Origin of the sequence: Leuconostoc aquikimchii (assembly GCF_040838325.1) — a bacterium.
Classification (GTDB): Bacteria; Bacillota; Bacilli; order Lactobacillales; family Lactobacillaceae; genus Leuconostoc; species Leuconostoc aquikimchii.
The window spans coordinates 1938087-1956166 of record NZ_JBFPER010000001.1 but is presented as its reverse complement, the minus strand read 5'-3'; the positions used below and the strand labels follow the sequence as shown (position 1 = coordinate 1956166).

Genomic DNA, 18080 nt, shown 5'->3' with positions numbered 1-18080 from the left:
ATGTCAATATTTATTTTTCAGAAAGATATACTTTAATTTTATCAAGTGATTCTAACAACTGTTCTGTTGGGATAGTCAGTGGTGGCAACAAACGTAAGGTGTTGCCACCAGCCGATAGCACAATGATTTTTTCATGTAACAAATCGGCGACGACGTCATTGACGGGAATATTTAACGCTATACCAGCCATCATACCCAGACCGCGAATATCTGTTACGACATTTAGTTGATTGAATTCAGCTAGCTTTTGCCAAAATACAGTTATTTTGGTCTGCAATTCGGGTAATATGTCGGCTAAGACGTCGAGAGTCACACTAGCTGACGCCATCACAAGGGGATTGCCACCAAATGTTGAGCCATGTGTGCCATATGCCAGTGCAGGTGCTAATTCATTTTTGGCAAGCATTGCGCCCACTGGGATACCGTTAGCTAAGCCTTTAGCACTCGTGAAAATATCTGGCTCAAAATTGTAGTGTTCAAAGGCGAACTTAGTGCCTGTACGACCCATACCGGTTTGAACTTCGTCAACTAAAATGAGAATGTTATTGTCGTGTGCTAGTTTGACAAGTGCTTTGACAAATTCAGGTTCGGCAGGAATGACGCCACCTTCACCCTGAATCAACTCAAGCATAATAGCAGCAATATCATCTGTTATGAGTGCATTGACACTGTCAATATCGTTAAATGTTGCGTATTCAAAGCCAGTTAACATTGGCAATCCGGCGTGAATGCTATCTTGTCCAGTGGCGGCCATAGCAGCATAGGTACGGCCATGAAACGAATTTGAAAATGAGATGATGGTTGATTTGCCAGTTGCTAAGCGTGCTAACTTAATGGCAGCTTCATTAGATTCAGCACCAGAATTAGCAAAGTAAGCGGTATAGTGGTCACCGCCAAGTTTTTGTGCGACTTGCTCTTGTAAAGGATTCAGATATAGATTAGGTACATGCCACATTTTTTCAGCTTGTTCTGTTAGTGCAGCGACGACTTTAGGATTACTGGCGCCGACGTTATAAACGCCAATACCACTTGATAAGTCACTATATGATTGCTTGTCATCGTCAAACCAAGTCGCATTTTTTGCTGATACAAATGTGACGGGGGCACGATGATAGTTTGGAAATAGCGCCATGTTTATTCTCCTTAAAAATGATGTTATAGTGTGACAATTGTGCCAGGATGAGTTACTGTGTTTGTGATATGAACGTTGTGGACACCGCGTTGAACGGCATCAAGTGCACTGTTTATTTTGGGAATCATGCCACCAGTGATAATATTTGACGTTTGTAGTTCAAGTGCTTTTTGTGGTGTCAGTTCTTGTAAAATATTGCCACTGACTTTAACGCCAGAGACGTCAGTTAATAAATAAAGTTCGTCAGCTTTTAGGTATTTTGCAATTGCAGTAGCTGCATGATCAGCGTTAACGTTGAGCCACTGACCATCATTTGAGATGGCTAACGGCGCGATAATAGGGACAAGATTTTGTTGCCACATATTATGAATAAGCTGTGTATTGACTTGATGAATGGCGCCAACGTAACCATAAACGTCTTGATCTAAAACATGACCAGTTAATAATTGGTTGCTACCAGCATTTAGGCCAATCGCTGGGACCGCGTTTTGACGAAAGGTTTCAATAAGCGCAGGCTGAACTTGTCCCAGTAAAGCCATTTTAGTAATATTAATACCATTTTGTGTGGTGAAACGAATACCATTAATTTTTTGAATTGGTTCGTTAAGTTGTGCCATCAAAGAGGAAATGTGGTCACCACCACCATGAACGATGACGATTTGGGCATGCTTTTTTTGCCAGTTTTTAATTGTTTCAAAAAAAGCGGGTGTGAGTTGTGTGGCAGCAGTGCCGCCAATTTTAATGACTATTTTTTGGGTCATGTGTCGTCCTCCTACATGGTGATCATGTTGTGTAGAGTGCATTGATTTTAACGTAGTCATAAGTTAAATCTGATCCCCATGCTTGACCATGAGCTGCACCATTGTGTAAATTAATAGTAATAGCAATATTTTTTTGTGCCAGGGATTCAGACATGGTGTCCTGATTAAAATCAACAGGCGCGCCGGCACTCATGACAGGTATGTTGTTAAGCGCAATGTCGATTATATCAGGGTTAATGGCAACATCACTTGCACCGATAGCTGCGATGATACGACCCCAGTTTGGGTCTTTACCAAACATCGCTGTCTTAACAAGGGATGAACCAACAACCTTCTTGGCAACCATACGCGCACCTAATTCAGAGTCACTATTGTTAACCGTAACGGACAATAACTTAGTGGCACCTTCGCCGTCACTAGCAATGTCAATGGCGAGTGCAGTTGTCACAGCATGCAGCATGGCTTTAAAGTGATCATAATCTTCAGAAGCAGTCGTGATCGTTTTATTACCCGCAAGACCGTTTGCCATAACGAGCACCATATCATTCGTACTTGTGTCGCCATCAATTGTGATTTGGTTGAAGCTGGTTTCGACGTCGTCAGACAAAGCCTGCTGTAACAAGTCGGATGTGATACTAGCATCTGTTGTAACAAAACCAAGCATAGTTGCCATGTTGGGATGAATCATGCCAGAACCTTTGGCGACACCACTCATTGTGACGAGGTGCCCATCTATGGTACTTTGGACAGTGATAGATTTTTCCTGCGTGTCAGTTGTCATAATAGCGTGGGCAAAGCCGTTCGTGTCACCATCGATGTTGAGTTGATGAATACCGGCAACGACTGTATCAATTGGCAAGATTTGGCCGATAATACCTGTGGACGCAACACCAACTAAGCTAGCGTCAATATTTAAAACCTTTGCAGTCGTGTCTTGCATGATTTTTGCGTGTTCGAGTCCAATGTGGCCAGTGACGGCATTAGCGTTACCGGAATTAACAATAATAGCTTGTAATTCGCCATTTTTAATGGTGGCTTTGTTGAGTTGAACAGGGGCGGCTTGTACCTGATTTGTTGTAAAGACGCCGGCCACAGTAGCAGGTGTCTCACTGTAAATCCAACCAAGATCTTTTGACTTGTGTTTCAAACCAACATGTTGACCATCAGCGTGAAATCCCAGCGGTGCCGAAATGTCAGCAATATTAAGTTGATGAATTTTTTGAAGTAGTTCTGTCATAATGTTTTCCTTGTTCATGAAAGTTTTATGTTAAGCATACTGGGCGATCAGTTGTAAACCAGTCGTTTCATCTAAGTTAAATAGATGGTTCATGTTTTGAATTGCTTGGCCAGCTGCGCCTTTGACCATATTATCAATGACACTGACAATTGTGAGATATTTTGTATTAGGATTATAAGTTAACCCAATATCTGCAAAATTTGTGCCAACAACTTGTTTAATATCCGGCAGTTGTTCTTTAGGCATGACCCGTACAAATGGTTTGTTTTTGTATGTGTCTTCGAAAATTTCTTGCAAAGTATCAGCTGATACTTGTTTGTTTAACTTCACATAAGCACTAACAAAAATACCACGGTTGATGGGTAATAATGATGTTGTGAATTGGATATGTTGAATAGTTGCTTGCCATTTTTTAAGTTGTTGTGTAATTTCTGGGATATGTTGATGTTGATTGGGTTTGTACATGCTGAAATTTTCGTTGACATTAATAAAATGACTTGATAAGTTTTGTGCCTTGCCAGCGCCCGAGAGGCCACTTTTAGCGTCAATAATAATATTATCCTGATCTAATAATTGTTGCTGAGCAAGTGGTGCCAAGGCTAGTAATGTTGCTGTTGCGTAGCAACCAGGATTGGCAATGTAGTGACTATCATTTTGGTAAAAATCAGCGAGGCTATAATTGGCTTGGTCTAATAAATATTGTGCGGCAGGTGTCTTTTTATACCAAGTTTGATAGTCATCAGCAGTAAGTCGGAAGTCACCGGATAAGTCAATTACCGGAAAGTTGGCCGCAATGAACGGCTGTACCAAGTCTTTGGATACACCGCTAGAAGTAGCAAAGAATACTAAGTCAGTGGATTGCATAATATGCACTGGGTCAAGCGGTGTTGGTTTGATTTTATACATAAATTTAAGATGTGGGTAGCTCGTACTGATATCTTCTGTATTATCAGATGTGTTGTGGATCGACACAACATGAACAGCAGGATGATTATACAATAGTCGCAGTAATTCAAGACCGCCGTAACCAGTAACGCCGACAATTGCGACATTGATTATTTTTTTATTCATGTTGTGCCCCCTTGATTAGTTAATGTTATAAATATAAACCTATATGTATTTAAATACAATTAATATGCAGGACAAGAATGAATATAATCATTAAAATGAATAAAAATGCAAATGAACGGCTGCTGTTCCTAATTTTATTAATCAATAATCACGTGATAGGACACAATTTTTTTGCAGTTTTAAAGCAAAATAAAGCCCCCAATCGTGAAACGGTTAGGGGGGCTTTATTTATATACATATTAATTAAATACGGGCAGGGAGTTCTGCAATTGACATGGCTAAGACATGATCATTACTTTTGGTGCGTAGTTCATTGAGAAAGAACCCATCTTCAATATCAAGTGTTGTGTCTAATGCAAACACGCTAAGGGTGTAATTATGTGTCTTATCTGGTGGCATAGGGCCAATATAAGCTTGGTTAAGTGCTGGATCAGCAGGTTCATTGGCTGTTTTAACGAGATGCCATGTTGAATTAGTACCGGAAACACCTTGCTGTGTCGCACGAAGATTCTCAGGGATGTCACCGACAGGCAAATTAGCTGCTAACCAGTGAATCCAAGGAAACCCAGTAACTGGCACGGCATCATAATCAATGAGGCTAACCGATAAAGATTGTGTGCCTGCGGGGATGTCAGTAATGATCACGGGAAAGTTCACTGTTGGCGTATCGTGTGTACGGTAAGCTACTGGTGCATGTTTGGCATATTTATCTGGAATCAAACCATTTTCTAAAGCGATATTAATTTTCATGTTATTCTCCGATCAACTTTTTCTTTGTTTGCGCTAAATGTGCCCGAACTGCTATGTTCATTTGTTTATTATGCACACGTATAGTATTTACGGCTGTAATAATTGCTGTGGTGCGTTCGTCAGCGTCTTTAATGGTCGCTGTTTCAGATTGCACATGTTTTGCAAAACGATCAATAAAGGCTATTTGTAGCGTTGGTTCATTAGCGCGCAGCGTTTCGGCTGCGGCAGTTTGCCCAGCACTTTCTAATTGAGAAATGGCATTAAGGTAGCCTGTAAAAAAATCATCTGTCACAGTTGTATTTTCCCAAGTAATCGGTTCATTTGGCGTAGATTCTGGTTCAGTGTTGCTTGTATTTGACGTTTTCTTTTTAAATAAGTTAAAGAATGACATAGTTCAAACCTTTCGTATAAAATATTTATAACTTTATTGTACCGAACATTTGTTTTATTTGGTACAATAAATTTAACATTTAAATCTGGGGAAAATCATGTCAGCACGTAAAACGGTATTTAATGATAAACAACGCATTCTGCGACTCTATTCAGCATTGATTAGTCGACGAGCATTATCGATTGAGGAAATCGAAGATATGTTTTTTATTGGCCGAAAAACGGTGCAACGTGACATTTCTGAGATTCGTGACTTTTTACATGACTTACAAGTTGGTGAAACAGTGCAGTCAGAAATCGTGTATGATCGCAACTTAAAAAAATATAAGTTGACTGAAATGGAAAACCTTTTCCGTGTCTTTGATAAAATTAATCAGATCGATGAGGATGAGCGTTGACTAGTTTGTTATAGATGACGAACGTTGAATGCATAAAGGTAAGAAATACTGTGATTATGTTTAGGAAACTGCATTTTTTAATGCAGTTTTTTTGTACAAAATGATTTAAAATTTTGAATAGTCGAACAGTTGTTTATGCAATGAAATTTAACGCACCATCAAAACGCTGATACAGTATTATCTCTAAAAATAATTAATAAGGAGCTAATAATCGTATCTAAGAAGAGCGATTATTAATCATTTTTATGATAAAGGTACCTTATTGAAAACAACAATACTGCCTTTATCATATCTATGACGTGTATGAGCGTATTCAAAGATACGTCCATCCTTTAAACTAACAGTTTGAGTAATTTGTAGAATGGGATCTTCTTTAAGGCAATCAAGGTATGCTATGTCGTCAGCGCTTGCTTTATCTGCACTGATATGCCGCACTGCACTGCCTATTGTCATTTTTAGATCATTTTGAATGAAGGAAAAGATAGAATGTTCAGCTATTTCTTTCGTTAAGTTCGAGATAACGGACAAGGGCATAATTGACTGAGTGAGTTCATATGGCTCGTGATCAAGCATTCTTAAACGATAAATGTCGTAAACAGGGACTGTTGTAGAGATGTTTAGTTTTTTGCTTTCCTCGTTTGTTGGCAACCGAATTTCAAAATGTAAGACTTTGGTCGACACGTCGGCTTTTCCAGAAAAAAGTTGCGTTGTACCACCATATTGTGAAGAAATGATGTCTAACGCAGAAGAATAAGTAGGCGATACAAAAGTACCACTACCTTGTTTTCTAATAATTAAGTTATCGTTAAAAAGCACGTCTAAAGCCTTTTGGATAGTCACACGTGACGTATTGTACTCACTAGCAAGAGCAGCTTGCCTGGGCAATGCTTCTCCAGGTTGATAATTGCCATCTTCTATTTTTTGTCGTAATTGTTTTGCTATTTTTTGATATAAGCTCATAGATAAAGTGTCCTTTTAAAAGTAATTAATCAATATAATATTAACATATTTTTATGTTATATACACGTATTTTAAATATGTAAATACAATTAAATAATATGTATTGACAAATTATTTAATTGAGAGATAATACGTGTATAAAGTCAATTATAAATCCATTACAGAGAGGTAAGGTAGCTTATGAGTGAAAAAACTTTTTTTTGGGGTAATTCTGTTTCAAGTATGCAAACTGAAGGTGCATGGAATGTTGACGGAAAAGGCCCCTCTGTTTACGATGTTAAAACAGCCGGTGAAGAGTCGAGTGATTGGCAGGTGGCGATTGATGAATATCACAGATATGATGAAGATTTTGAACTAATGGCGAACATTGGGATGAATTGTTATCGCTTTCAAATCTCATGGTCGCGTGTGATTCCTGATGGCGATGGTGATATCAATGAAGAAGGATTACAATATTATGATCGTTTTATTGATAGCCTAATAAAACATGATATCGTTCCTGTTATTTGTTTATATCATTTTGATATGCCTTTGGCTTTGGCAAAAAAATTTAATGGTTTGATTAGCGACCATGTTAGAGAAGCATTTGTTCGATTTGCAAGGATCGTTATTGAGAGATTTTCTGAAAAAGTTCAGTATTGGATCCCTTTTAATGAACAAAATTGTATGACATTTGAAGAAGGATTTCAAAATTCAGGTTATCTATCTGGATCAAAAAGCATCTCAGAATTATACAAAATTTCTGCTAACTCATTAATTGCTTATGCCCAAATTGCTGATTTCGTACATAGTTTCCCCAATATGAAGGTCGGTGGTATGGTTGCTTACCAAGAAATGTACCCGGCTTCTCAATCTCCAGAAGATGTCATGTACACGCGTAAAGCAATGGAATTTATTAATGAAGACTTTTTAAGTTTCTTTGCTACTGGGAAACGTTCACCGGAAGTAGTAAATTACATGAAGCAGCATAACTTAGCATACCTTAATGATGATATTAGCAAATGCCTGCTGAATTATCCTAATATGACCAGTGATTTTCTAGCTTTTAGCTATTATTACAGCTTAGTTATTGACAGTCAGTTGATTAGCGACAAATCTGAGCCAAATTACTTCATGGCACAAGGTAAAGTTACTAATACACATTTAAAAACGTCAAATTTTGGCTGGCAAATTGATGCCATTGGCTTTAGAAATACAATTACTAAAATTCATAATCGATTTATGTTACCAGTATTTCCCGCCGAAAATGGTATTGGTGCTTCTGAAACATGGCATGGTAACGACAGGATAGAAGACGATTACCGCATTGCGTATCATAAGGATCATATCAATGAAATGATGAAGGCTATTCAAATAGATGGTGCAGATGTTATGGGTTACTTAGGTTGGGGCTTAATAGATATACCCAGCTCCAAAGGAAATGTTGAAAAAAGATATGGATTTGTGTATGTCAATCGTAGTAATCATGATATTAAGGATCTTAAAAGAATTCCCAAAAAAAGCTATTTTTGGTTTAAAAAATTTATACAGGAAAAAAACGACACATTGAGAAAGGCGCACTAAAATGACAAATAAAAGTCTTTGGCAACAATTCATAGATAGATTTACACGTATTTCTATAAAAATAGGGAATCAAATACATTTGCGTTCTTTAAGGGATGCCTTTGCAATGATTATGCCACTTTTTATCCTTGCGGGTTTGGGCGTACTAATTAATAATGTTTTTTTTCCACTCTTTTTAAAAGGCGCGTCACTGGCAAATTTCCAAATATTTGGTAATCTTATTGTTAATGGGACCTTGAATATTGCAGGTTTGATCATTGCCCCAGTAGTCGGCTATTGCTTGGCACGCAATCGAAACTATAAAAATGCGCTTGGCGCAGCTATCGTCTCCTTAGCAGGATTGATTGTGGTAATGCCTGTAACACTACAAGCATTACCAATCAATGGTAAGAAAGCCATAGAAATTTCTGGTTTTCTATCTTATAGTAATATTGGTGTTACTGGGATGTTTTCCGGTATTATTGTTGGATTAATTGCTGCCGAATTATTCATTAAATTATCTAAAATTGAAAAAATAAAAATTAACTTGGGAGAGAATGTGCCACCAGCCGTTAGTGAATCATTTTTAACCTTAATTCCTACAATAGCTGTCATCTCTATTTTGGCCATCATTTCTGCAATATTGTTTGTCGGATTCCACACTGATTTGATTAAATTGATTACTACGTTGATCCAGGAACCACTACGTCGTGTAAATACTAGTTTACCGGGATTTTTATTAATATATTCAGTGGGAAATCTACTGTTTGGATTTGGTATTCACCAAGCGGTAATTAACGGTACTTTGCTAGATCCTGTGTTATTGATTAATACAAATAAAAATATGCAGGCTTTCGCTGCCGGAGATCATGTGCCTTACATTATCACTAGTGTGTTTAGAGACACTTTTGGTATGATGGGGGGAACAGGTAGTACCATTTGTTTGCTAGTCGCAACGTTTTTATTTTCTAGAATAAAGGCTAGTCGTGAGGTTACAAAGCTGTCAATTGTTCCTGGAATTTTCAACATTAATGAACCAGTTATTTATGGTTATCCTATTGTATTCAATATTCCGTTACTTATACCATTTGTATTAACGCCAGTTATATCATTGCTAATTGCTTATTATGCTACCGTGTTAGGGTTAATGAACAGAACAGTTGTGTTGGTGCCTTGGACTACACCACCGTTAATTAATGGCTTTCTAGCAACTGGTGGTGATTGGCGGGCTGTCGTTGTGCAATTACTAAGTTTCATTGTTGGCGTACTGTTCTACATACCATTTATGAAGATCAGCGAACAGGTTTTGTTAAAACAGAACCAATAACAAAAAAGGAGATATATTCTGATGTCTACAAAAAATATTATGTTATGCTGTGTCGCAGGGATGAGTACTAGTTTATTAGTAAATAAAATGAAAAAAGCAGCTACTGAACTAGAAAAAGATGTCGTTATATTTGCCACATCAGTTTCTGGGTTTGATCAAGAATTAGCTAGTCGGCAGGTTGATTGTGTCATGTTAGGACCTCAAGTTAGTTATATGGAAAAAGATTTTAAAGAAAAACTCAAGGATAAAAATATTCCGTTAAGTGTGATTAATATGCAGGATTACGGCATGATGAACGGTGAAAAGGTCTTGTTACAGGCATATGAATTAATGGGAGTTGAATGATATGGATGACCAGTATTTGAAAGTTGTCATGGGTATCATCATGAATGCTGGCAATGCCAAGGGATTAGCACACGAAGCCCTTGAGGCTGCAAAACTGAACGACTTTGAAAAAGCGAATCAACTGATGATAGAATCTAACCAATCATTGACAGAAGCTCATAATGTTCAAAGTGATATGTTAACAAAAGAAGCGCAAGGTGATCATACCGAGATGAATTTATATATGGTTCATGCGCAAGATCATTTAATGACTGCTATTACCTATCAAGATTTGGTCAAAGAACTAATAGTTTTATACAAGAAGGATGCAAAGTAGGGATATTTCAACGCGCTGTACCAGTTATAAATTTAACGCATCAAGTAAAAAGCGATCACGTATATAGTTATACGTGATCGCTTTTTTGGTCTTTTTAATTCAAGTATTTAGTTACATACCCAACCCAGAAAAAGCTAGCCATTGTAGGCTATTAGACCAGTCACCGCGCTGTAATTTTTCTAGTAGGGCGTAACCTTGTTTTGAGAGGCTTTGTTCTAAAGATAATTTTCGAAGACCAGATATAAGTAAATTAATCGCTTTTTGTTCAGGTAGTTTATGATCATTCATGCTTCCGATGACGTTAGAAATAAGGCTCAATTCACTGGTATTTAGGTCTTTTGTCTCTGACAGAAATGATGATAACGATGCTTTTTTAGTTTTTTTAGTCATTTTTTTAAAACACAGTCCTTAATAATTATTAATTTAAGCATACTACTTTTTTGTTGTAAGGCGTTATTGTTAGTCTTTTTTACAATTTTTTGATAACCAAAAGTCAAAATTGTTTTATTATAGTAACAATACAAAAAACAGCTGTACATAAAAATGTTACCTAGTATCTTTTTATTCACTTGTTTCTTTTTCATTTGTGACTTAAAGTATTCACAAATGAAAAGGGACGAAGTTAATGAGTAAAAATAGAAACAGTATGATTATTTTAGGGTTATTCTTGGGTATTTTTGTAACTGGTGCAGATTCTTTTATCATTTCTCCAATATTGCCAGAAATAGCCACGAGTTTTAAAACATCGGTGGGACTAACGGCATACGGAGTCACAATATATGCGCTTTGCTTTGCGTTTGGGTCGCCAATATTTGGGCCTTTGGGTGACAAATATAATAAGAAAAAATTGCTAATCACAGGTATTGTAGTTTTCTTTCTAGGAACAATGTTATGTGGATTTTCCACTAACTTGCTTAGCTTTTATATTTATCGTGCAGTTGCAGGAGTTGGGGCTTCGATGTTTGTCCCAAATGTTTGGGCATTTATAGGTTCTAATTTTAATGGCAAAAGATTAAATCATGTTATGGGGATTGTTATGTCAGCTTTATCATTATCAATAGCTGTGGGTGTTCCTCTAGGTACAACGCTTGCACAAATAAGTGATTGGCATATGGCATTTTGGGGGTCTGCAGTTCTGACTTTTATCGTACTCGTATTTATTATTTTTATGCCTAATCAAAACGTTATTAATCCGAATGCACGCATGTCATATATTAAATCTTTTAAAAATGTGTTTTTAGCCAAAAATGCGGTGATAGCCTTAATGATTACATTAACCTGGATGATAGGTTTTTACAGCGTGTATACTTTTCTAGGTACTTATATTCAAAGTACTTTTGGATTTGATGTTGGGATGACTGGATATATATTTATAGCTTATGGTCTTTCAAATTTTATTGCTAGTTTCTTTGGGGGTAAAGTAATGACTTTGTTAGGCAAAAAAAGATCAATTAATTTAAATGCGAGCATATCAATCATAATTATTTTGGGACTAATGATTTCAGAAAATAATATATTAATTTTGATATTATTATTAATTTTGTTGGCATTTGCACAAGGTTTTGGTGTAACTTCTTTAAATGCCTATATTGTAAACATAGTGCCTTCAAACCGGTCAACTTTGATGGCATTTAATAGTTCATCTCTATATTTAGGATTAACTTTTGGTTCGGGAATTGGTGGGCAAATTTATGAAAATTTCGGTTTTTTCGGCGTGTGCTCAATGGCGATATTAGGATTATTAATTGCACAGGTTATTACTAACTTATTAAAAAAGAATTAATATAAAATTTTAAACGCTACAAAAATTATATTGAAGGATAAATTCTGATGGTTGGTTGTTAGTCTAAAAATAGTGATAAGAGCTTATCAAAAAATTTCGAAAAACGAATCATAAACTTAGTAAATTAAAAAATAGAAAGGCAGAATTTTTTAGTTCTGATTTTCTATTTTTATATATTTTTCACCCCAGGTATCCATTTGTCTGATAATAGGTACTAATGATTCTCCTAAACTTGTTAATGAATATATTATTGTAATTTGGCTTTCATTTGTAATTAATATGTTTTTTTTAACAATATCGTCTGATACAAGTTGTTTTAATTGTATTGCTAGCATTCTTTTTGAACACATTGACATAAACCTGTGCAATTCATTGAAGTGTAGATTTTTAGCCATTAATCGACATAAGATAACTGATTTCCATTTGCCGGATAGTATTTCTAATGTAGTATCTAAAGGACAAATTTCATGGTGCTTCATGCTTCTTTGTATCGCTCTATTCATAAAATTTACCTCCGTTTATGTATTTTATTCGGGAAGGGTCTTTATCGTGCCACACTTTTATCATACCGAAATTATACACTTTTTCGTGTATATTGTCACAAAAAATATTTTTAATAAATCATTAATGCAAGGGGGCATTTTGATCTCATACTAAATTTCTGGACTGTTGATGTAAGAGCTGACATATATAATACCAGTATTTTGATTTTACATATCAGAATACTAATTTTCTAAAATACTGGTTTATATTAAGCTTAGTTTATCGAACCGACTTGTTACTTTTATAGTTACTAACATAAAAAGGTATTTTTTAACTAAAGTTGAAGCATTTAGTCATATATTTAATGCTTGGTGGCTATTTTGAAAATCAAAGCTACTAATTAAGTAGACACACGAAGACAATATGGGGCTGTTGTTATGCTATAATTTGGGAGATAAGAGATTCTATTGTCATTCAAAGTGTGGTTATTTAAGACAATTTCCCTTTCACTACAATCGCACGATTTATGAAACATACAATGGATAAGTCTTTTAAAATGAGCTTAAATAATTTAAAAATGATTGTAGAAAATAACAACTTATATTTTTAAGAAAGATAATAGTGGTTTTCATGGGTGAACATAATTTCAATGTAGCAGAAAAACTTGGTAGCTTCATCAAGTTAAATAGATTAAAAATTGGTATGACACAGTATCAACTGGCAGAGAATATATGTTCACAATCTATGATTAGTAGCATCGAAAGAGGAATTGATGTGCCAAACGTGGTTTTATTTACACAAATTTGCCAAAGGTTGAACATAAGAACCACAGACCAGTTTCTCACGCAGTCACTGGATATAAACTCATTTTTAGAATTCAGTGATACGCTATTTGAATTGTGTAAAAAACATCAATATAAAGATATGCTCACATTGATGAACAAAAGCGATATCTTAGAAAAATTAGTTTCAGATCAAGATATACAGATATATTATTATTACTATTCATGTGCTTTATATCACTTAAAAATTGACACAACAGATGCAATTAGATATTTGAAGTTGGCAGCACATTTTACAATGGCACAACCTTACAATCCCAAATCTGAAATTGAAATGTTATTGATCAACACGCTAGCTTCATTTTACTTAGAAATAGGTAACTTTGAAAAATCTTCTATATTGTTTGAATCAGTATATAAGCAATTTATGAAAGGCACAGTGATGAGTGAAAATCTAAATGTCATTTTATATCACTATGGCGATTATCTGTACGCTACCAAAAACTATACACAAGCCTTAAAAGTTTTTTTGAATGGATTTGATGCTGTAATTATGAAGCAATCTTATTTTATGCTGGCAGAATATGCTCTGAGCATTTCTCAATGCTACGAAAAACTAGGAGATCATTTGAAATCTGAGCATTATCATAATAAACATGTCGTTTTTTTTGATATTTTAACGAGAAATACACAGTAATCTGTAAAGAATATAATTAAAGAGAAGAAGTAATGGTAGAAAGTAGTTTAAAGAAGACTGTTTTGATTACAGGGTCAAGTCGAGGAATAGGATTAGCAATTGCGAAAGAATTTGACAAACATGATTTCCATGTCATTCTTCACGGCAGACACTCTATTACTTCAGCAACAGCATCAAAATTTGATTGACACTGTACAGTTTGACATTAGCAACAAAGAAGAAATAGAAAGTGAATTCAAATGATTGTATGATACATATTAAATGGTGGGCTGGGACTCGTAAACTAATAATATTAATGGGAGTGTATTCTTTATGAAACAAAATATAGTAATAACTGGTGGTACTTCTGGTGTCGGTTTTTCAATAGCTAAGGATTTGTCTATTGATCATAATATAATTATTATTGGAAGAAACAAAACAAAAGGGGAATTACAAGCAGAAAAATTGGGTAAAAATGTAACATTTATACAAGCCGACTTAGCATCAGATATTAGTAATTTAGTTTATAAAATAAATGCTAGATTTAAAAATATTGACACACTATTACTAAGTTCAGGTATTATGCCGGAAAACAAAAATGACAATATTTCCAACAATTTGATGAGTCACTATAATACGGTTAATAACTTACTGCCTCTATTAAATGGCGGCAATGTCTTATTAATAACTGGTAATCCTCATGCAATTGATATTATCCCAATATGTGAACAACAAGGTAATTATATTGAAAGAATGTCATGGGTTGTTACACATAAAACGTTACTTATGGTATACCTTTCTCAAATTTTAAAAGAATACCATATAAGAGTAAATAGTTTTTTCCCTGGTGACGTCAAGAGTGATTTAATGCCCTATACACAAAATTTAAGTAATACGAGAGTGTTGATGGGAAGAAATATCATATTAGATGAATCCTTGAAAGAAAAAAATGGCGTTTTTTTTGATCAAGATGGTTCCGAAGTAACCGTTAATAAAAATAAATATAGTTTTAACCGATCAGAAAAAATATTAACAGAATATCTCAAAGTGGATCTACGTCAATAAATCGGACACGTATTCTACTTTGAATTGCTATTGTTACTCAAAGGCCACTGGGGTTAAATACCTAATAGCTTAGTGAATACGTTTGCGATTGTACCAATCTTCAATGTATTGGCATAGTCGCATTTTTGCTTGTCTGACCGTTTGATAACTGCTAACCTAAGCTTTTTTTGAGCATCGTCAGTTCAATAATTATTCTTTAAAAAAGAGAAATCATGCTATATTAGTAGGGTTACTTATTTTTTAGGAGATGTGATTGGTGAATATAGTCAAAAATATCATTGGCATACCAAATCAGGTTTTATGAATGATACTCAAAGTATTGTTTGCGATGAAAAGACGCATGAATGCAAATTAGATTATTTTAATAATAAATATTTTAACATTAGTAGAAATGGTATGGAATGGAAAGCAGTGTCAACGAAAGACTTTAGACAGAAAGTAGTCCGGAAGTTCAATATAGGATCAATTGATTAAGTAATAAAAGTAAAAATAGATAGGAAATAAACTAAGTGAAAAGCCATAAACTAAAAAACGACTATGTTTATCAAAGTGCACTACTAGGTATTTTTGTTATTTGTCTAACTATTTTTTATTATCTAATGTTGTCATCTACCACTTATATTGGTATAGGTGTTACAAAAAATGATCAAAAATGGTCTATTAACAAACTACAGAAAGGTGGCTCAGCTGAACAAACTGGACTGTTAGTAGGAGATACTATTATATCTGTAGACGGTAAACCGATAACTGATAAGATAGCTGTTAAAAAATGGTTAGTCGTAGAACAAGCTCACCGGATCAACATTGATAGAGGTGGGCAGTCGAGTTCTTATACTTTTATCAAAAATAAAGTAAATTTTCAGAGATTCGGTGAATTTTTGATCATCGTGGTTGTTTTGCTAATTTTTTTAGGCTGGTACAGCCAAAGACAAATTATCAGCAGAAGAAGTCGTTACTTTTATTATTTTCTAGTTAGTGTGATCCTCACTTTACTAGCTATTGTTCCCTCTAGTGTTGGTAATACAATCGGACGTGCTACGATCATTATCATGATTTCATTTTTCCCCCTGTTCATTAGTGTTTTTTCTTATAAAAATTTTGTTATAAAAGAACAATTGAGGCATAATTTCATAGCATTGCTTTGCTTAGGTGTCTTAGTTGTGAATACGACACTGTTATTAGGTAATTTGATATTAGATATGCCGATGTGGGTGATCACTTACCTAGATAAGGGACTGTTTTATACGTTATTTGCATCATTACTTGTGATTAGTATTGATCGTGTGTTTAAAAAAGAGAATAAGAGTAGTGATGCCAATCTCGTATTACTGATCTTGCTAAGTATGCTACCCTTTCTTTTTTGTTATTTTTTACAATTAGGGTGGCAAGCGCCTTTTTCAGTTGTTATTCCTTTTTTCTGTTTACCAATCATCGCATTCTTTCACCGACTGACAATCTCAAAAAGTTTGCTCTTTAGATATAGAATTCCTGAACAGGTTTTATACCTTATTATTACAGCGATGTTTACATTGGTGATGATATTACTTATTCTATTAAGTCACTATGTGCCTCTAGTTATCTTAGCTATATATGGCAGTTTACTCACTTATGCTTTAGTATCTATTATGGTAGAAATGGTGTCTCTGATTCGAAGAGATAAGAAATCAAATGATGATTTAGCTTTGTTTTTAGTTGCAGAGGAAGAGCGAGAAAAAATATCTCTTCATATTCATGACACGTTGATTCAAGATATTGTGTACTTTATCAGAAAATTAAAAGAAAACAAACACGTTGCTACAACAGATTCTGAAGCAATCGAGATATTAGAGGAGACAATATATTTGTTACGAGAGTTATGTACAGATGTCTATCCTTTGATGATTCAAGAGTTAGGGCTAAAAAACGCACTAGATAATATGGCCAACCAGCTCCAAAAAGAATATCCAGTATTGATTACGATAAAAATAGAGATAGTAGTGATACAGTTATCAGAAAAAATGAGTAATTTTGTACTGCGATCAGTCAAAGAGTTAATGAATAATAGTATCTTTCATGGGAAAGCCAAGCAGATTATTTTATCGATAAAAGAAGATGGCAGTGATTATCACATTTCTATTGAAGATGATGGAGATTTTGTCATCAAAGAAAATGTAGCAACACCTGATAATCATTTTGGCCTAGATATTATCAAAGAAAAGTTAAGGTTACTAAATGGCGACCTACAAATTGACACAGATAAAGGAACATGTATCAGTTTTACGGTCCCAAAGATGAAGGAGATGAACAAATGACGATGAATTTAGCTTTGATTGATGACCATCAATTAGTTTTACATGGTTTGGAACAAAAGCTACAGACAGTAGATGATTTTAATGTTATTGGAAGTTATAATAACGTTGAAAGTTTCATACTCTGCTTAAAACATAAGAAAATTGATGTTGTGATTATGGATTTAATGCTTAAAGAAATGCATGGTTTTGAATTAATTAAAAAAATACAAAATATGGGATATTCTGATTTGAAAATTATTCTTATTTCAGGTTTTTATGAAGAGTTACTGCATAAACGCGCATTAGAATTAGGAGTTAAAGCGTTCTTAAGAAAAGAGGTCAGTTATGATGAATTAATTAGTTGTATCATCAGTGTAGCCAATGGTAATCACATTATTCCTGACTTTTTGATAGAAAATACGCAACAAATCTTGCTATCTAATATTGAACGGGAAGTTTTGTCATTACTGATAGATGAGTATACTAATGAAAAAATTGCAAAAGCATTGTTCATTAGTCGTAGAACGGTGGAAACACATGTCTCAAATATTTGCCGGAAATTAGGAGTTAACTCTCGTATTGGAGCAGTTCGAGAAGGATTAAAATTAAGACTTGTATGAGCATGTCATATGCGGACTTCCGCAAAAAGGTATTCGTTTAATACGGATGCCTTTTTTTGATATCAATTGTATTATTGAAAAGTAGAGAGGCAGTTTCTCAAAAGAGAATTGAACAATATACGGAACCAACGCTAAAAGAAAAAATAAAAATTATATCAAAATATTAGGAGGC

The 18080-nt window shown here is 34.8% G+C and carries 20 protein-coding genes; 11 read left to right on the top strand and 9 right to left on the bottom strand.

What is annotated here, in order from left to right; translation table 11 throughout:
* Positions 1–10: 10 nt before the first annotated feature.
* The 6 genes from AB3K24_RS09790 to AB3K24_RS09765 form a co-directional block, all read right to left on the bottom strand.
* Positions 11–1132, bottom strand: coding sequence for an aspartate aminotransferase family protein (locus AB3K24_RS09790; RefSeq protein ID WP_367975461.1), 1122 nt, complete (start codon positions 1130–1132; stop codon positions 11–13).
* A gap of 23 nt (positions 1133–1155) precedes the next feature.
* Complete coding sequence (argB, locus tag AB3K24_RS09785) at positions 1156–1893, bottom strand: acetylglutamate kinase (protein WP_367975459.1); 738 nt, start codon at positions 1891–1893, stop codon at positions 1156–1158.
* Positions 1894–1915: 22 nt separating this feature from the next.
* Positions 1916–3130: a bifunctional glutamate N-acetyltransferase/amino-acid acetyltransferase ArgJ gene (gene argJ, locus AB3K24_RS09780; protein WP_367975457.1), complete on the bottom strand. Its 1215-nt coding sequence runs from the start codon at positions 3128–3130 to the stop codon at positions 1916–1918.
* A gap of 30 nt (positions 3131–3160) precedes the next feature.
* A complete protein-coding gene (argC, locus tag AB3K24_RS09775) occupies positions 3161–4201 on the bottom strand; it encodes an N-acetyl-gamma-glutamyl-phosphate reductase (RefSeq protein ID WP_367975455.1) in 1041 nt (346 codons plus the stop codon).
* Positions 4202–4444: 243 nt separating this feature from the next.
* Positions 4445–4951, bottom strand: coding sequence for a YbhB/YbcL family Raf kinase inhibitor-like protein (locus AB3K24_RS09770; protein WP_367975453.1), 507 nt, complete (start codon positions 4949–4951; stop codon positions 4445–4447).
* A gap of 1 nt (position 4952) precedes the next feature.
* Positions 4953–5342 (bottom strand): GTP-binding protein, encoded by a 390-nt coding sequence (locus AB3K24_RS09765; protein ID WP_367975452.1) that lies wholly within the window; start codon positions 5340–5342, stop codon positions 4953–4955.
* A gap of 97 nt (positions 5343–5439) precedes the next feature.
* Between AB3K24_RS09765 and AB3K24_RS09760 the strand changes: the two genes are divergently transcribed.
* Positions 5440–5739: a kinase gene (locus AB3K24_RS09760; RefSeq protein ID WP_367975450.1), complete on the top strand. Its 300-nt coding sequence runs from the start codon at positions 5440–5442 to the stop codon at positions 5737–5739.
* A 243-nt stretch (positions 5740–5982) separates the two neighbouring features.
* Here AB3K24_RS09760 and AB3K24_RS09755 read toward each other — a convergent pair whose 3' ends face one another.
* Positions 5983–6699: a GntR family transcriptional regulator gene (locus AB3K24_RS09755; RefSeq protein WP_367975448.1), complete on the bottom strand. Its 717-nt coding sequence runs from the start codon at positions 6697–6699 to the stop codon at positions 5983–5985.
* Positions 6700–6879: 180 nt separating this feature from the next.
* Between AB3K24_RS09755 and AB3K24_RS09750 the strand changes: the two genes are divergently transcribed.
* Genes AB3K24_RS09750 through AB3K24_RS09735 form a run of 4 tightly spaced genes read left to right on the top strand, consistent with a single transcriptional unit; the run spans position 6880 to position 10229 of the window.
* On the top strand, positions 6880–8262 hold the full coding sequence (locus AB3K24_RS09750; protein WP_367975447.1) for a glycoside hydrolase family 1 protein: 1383 nt from the start codon (positions 6880–6882) through the stop codon (positions 8260–8262).
* 1 nt (position 8263) lies between these two features.
* Positions 8264–9568: a PTS sugar transporter subunit IIC gene (locus AB3K24_RS09745; protein WP_367975445.1), complete on the top strand. Its 1305-nt coding sequence runs from the start codon at positions 8264–8266 to the stop codon at positions 9566–9568.
* A gap of 21 nt (positions 9569–9589) precedes the next feature.
* Positions 9590–9913 carry a PTS sugar transporter subunit IIB gene (locus AB3K24_RS09740; protein ID WP_367975443.1) on the top strand — a complete coding sequence of 108 codons (324 nt, stop codon included), beginning with the start codon at positions 9590–9592 and terminating at the stop codon, positions 9911–9913.
* Between the two features lies 1 nt (position 9914).
* Positions 9915–10229, top strand: a complete 315-nt coding sequence (locus AB3K24_RS09735; protein WP_367975441.1) for a PTS lactose/cellobiose transporter subunit IIA — start codon at positions 9915–9917, stop codon at positions 10227–10229.
* Positions 10230–10340: 111 nt separating this feature from the next.
* Here AB3K24_RS09735 and AB3K24_RS09730 read toward each other — a convergent pair whose 3' ends face one another.
* Positions 10341–10619, bottom strand: a complete 279-nt coding sequence (locus AB3K24_RS09730) for a hypothetical protein (RefSeq protein ID WP_367975439.1) — start codon at positions 10617–10619, stop codon at positions 10341–10343.
* Between the two features lie 235 nt (positions 10620–10854).
* Here AB3K24_RS09730 and AB3K24_RS09725 point away from each other — a divergent pair, with 235 nt between their 5' ends.
* The gene (locus AB3K24_RS09725; protein ID WP_367975437.1) at positions 10855–12012 is read left to right on the top strand and encodes an MFS transporter; all 1158 of its coding nucleotides are present in this window, start codon (positions 10855–10857) and stop codon (positions 12010–12012) included.
* 149 nt (positions 12013–12161) lie between these two features.
* Here AB3K24_RS09725 and AB3K24_RS09720 read toward each other — a convergent pair whose 3' ends face one another.
* On the bottom strand, positions 12162–12515 hold the full coding sequence (locus tag AB3K24_RS09720; RefSeq protein ID WP_367975436.1) for a winged helix-turn-helix transcriptional regulator: 354 nt from the start codon (positions 12513–12515) through the stop codon (positions 12162–12164).
* A gap of 610 nt (positions 12516–13125) precedes the next feature.
* Here AB3K24_RS09720 and AB3K24_RS09715 point away from each other — a divergent pair.
* The 5 genes from AB3K24_RS09715 to AB3K24_RS09695 all read left to right on the top strand — a co-directional run bounded on the left by AB3K24_RS09715 (position 13126) and on the right by AB3K24_RS09695 (position 17908).
* Positions 13126–13974, top strand: a complete 849-nt coding sequence (locus tag AB3K24_RS09715; protein WP_367975434.1) for a helix-turn-helix domain-containing protein — start codon at positions 13126–13128, stop codon at positions 13972–13974.
* A gap of 32 nt (positions 13975–14006) precedes the next feature.
* A complete protein-coding gene (locus tag AB3K24_RS09710; RefSeq protein ID WP_367975433.1) occupies positions 14007–14162 on the top strand; it encodes an SDR family NAD(P)-dependent oxidoreductase in 156 nt (51 codons plus the stop codon).
* A gap of 124 nt (positions 14163–14286) precedes the next feature.
* Positions 14287–15018: an SDR family NAD(P)-dependent oxidoreductase gene (locus tag AB3K24_RS09705; RefSeq protein WP_367975432.1), complete on the top strand. Its 732-nt coding sequence runs from the start codon at positions 14287–14289 to the stop codon at positions 15016–15018.
* Positions 15019–15527: 509 nt separating this feature from the next.
* The gene (locus tag AB3K24_RS09700) at positions 15528–17309 is read left to right on the top strand and encodes an ATP-binding protein (protein ID WP_367975431.1); all 1782 of its coding nucleotides are present in this window, start codon (positions 15528–15530) and stop codon (positions 17307–17309) included.
* Positions 17306–17908: a response regulator gene (locus AB3K24_RS09695; protein ID WP_367975430.1), complete on the top strand. Its 603-nt coding sequence runs from the start codon at positions 17306–17308 to the stop codon at positions 17906–17908. Before AB3K24_RS09700 ends, AB3K24_RS09695 begins: the two co-directional genes overlap by 4 nt.
* Positions 17909–18080 lie beyond the last annotated feature (172 nt).

Coding starts and splice junctions, on each gene's coding strand:
- AB3K24_RS09765 (WP_367975452.1), bottom strand. CDS start 5,342: ATGTCATTCTTTAACTTATTTAAAAAGAAAACGTCAAATACAAGCAAC.
- AB3K24_RS09735 (WP_367975441.1), top strand. CDS start 9,915: ATGGATGACCAGTATTTGAAAGTTGTCATGGGTATCATCATGAATGCT.
- AB3K24_RS09710 (WP_367975433.1), top strand. CDS start 14,007: ATGGTAGAAAGTAGTTTAAAGAAGACTGTTTTGATTACAGGGTCAAGT.
- AB3K24_RS09745 (WP_367975445.1), top strand. CDS start 8,264: ATGACAAATAAAAGTCTTTGGCAACAATTCATAGATAGATTTACACGT.
- argC (WP_367975455.1), bottom strand. CDS start 4,201: ATGAATAAAAAAATAATCAATGTCGCAATTGTCGGCGTTACTGGTTAC.
- AB3K24_RS09750 (WP_367975447.1), top strand. CDS start 6,880: ATGAGTGAAAAAACTTTTTTTTGGGGTAATTCTGTTTCAAGTATGCAA.
- AB3K24_RS09715 (WP_367975434.1), top strand. CDS start 13,126: ATGGGTGAACATAATTTCAATGTAGCAGAAAAACTTGGTAGCTTCATC.
- AB3K24_RS09725 (WP_367975437.1), top strand. CDS start 10,855: ATGAGTAAAAATAGAAACAGTATGATTATTTTAGGGTTATTCTTGGGT.
- AB3K24_RS09740 (WP_367975443.1), top strand. CDS start 9,590: ATGTCTACAAAAAATATTATGTTATGCTGTGTCGCAGGGATGAGTACT.
- AB3K24_RS09695 (WP_367975430.1), top strand. CDS start 17,306: ATGACGATGAATTTAGCTTTGATTGATGACCATCAATTAGTTTTACAT.
- argB (WP_367975459.1), bottom strand. CDS start 1,893: ATGACCCAAAAAATAGTCATTAAAATTGGCGGCACTGCTGCCACACAA.
- AB3K24_RS09790 (WP_367975461.1), bottom strand. CDS start 1,132: ATGGCGCTATTTCCAAACTATCATCGTGCCCCCGTCACATTTGTATCA.
- AB3K24_RS09760 (WP_367975450.1), top strand. CDS start 5,440: ATGTCAGCACGTAAAACGGTATTTAATGATAAACAACGCATTCTGCGA.
- AB3K24_RS09730 (WP_367975439.1), bottom strand. CDS start 10,619: ATGACTAAAAAAACTAAAAAAGCATCGTTATCATCATTTCTGTCAGAG.
- AB3K24_RS09705 (WP_367975432.1), top strand. CDS start 14,287: ATGAAACAAAATATAGTAATAACTGGTGGTACTTCTGGTGTCGGTTTT.
- argJ (WP_367975457.1), bottom strand. CDS start 3,130: ATGACAGAACTACTTCAAAAAATTCATCAACTTAATATTGCTGACATT.
- AB3K24_RS09720 (WP_367975436.1), bottom strand. CDS start 12,515: ATGAATAGAGCGATACAAAGAAGCATGAAGCACCATGAAATTTGTCCT.
- AB3K24_RS09755 (WP_367975448.1), bottom strand. CDS start 6,699: ATGAGCTTATATCAAAAAATAGCAAAACAATTACGACAAAAAATAGAA.
- AB3K24_RS09770 (WP_367975453.1), bottom strand. CDS start 4,951: ATGAAAATTAATATCGCTTTAGAAAATGGTTTGATTCCAGATAAATAT.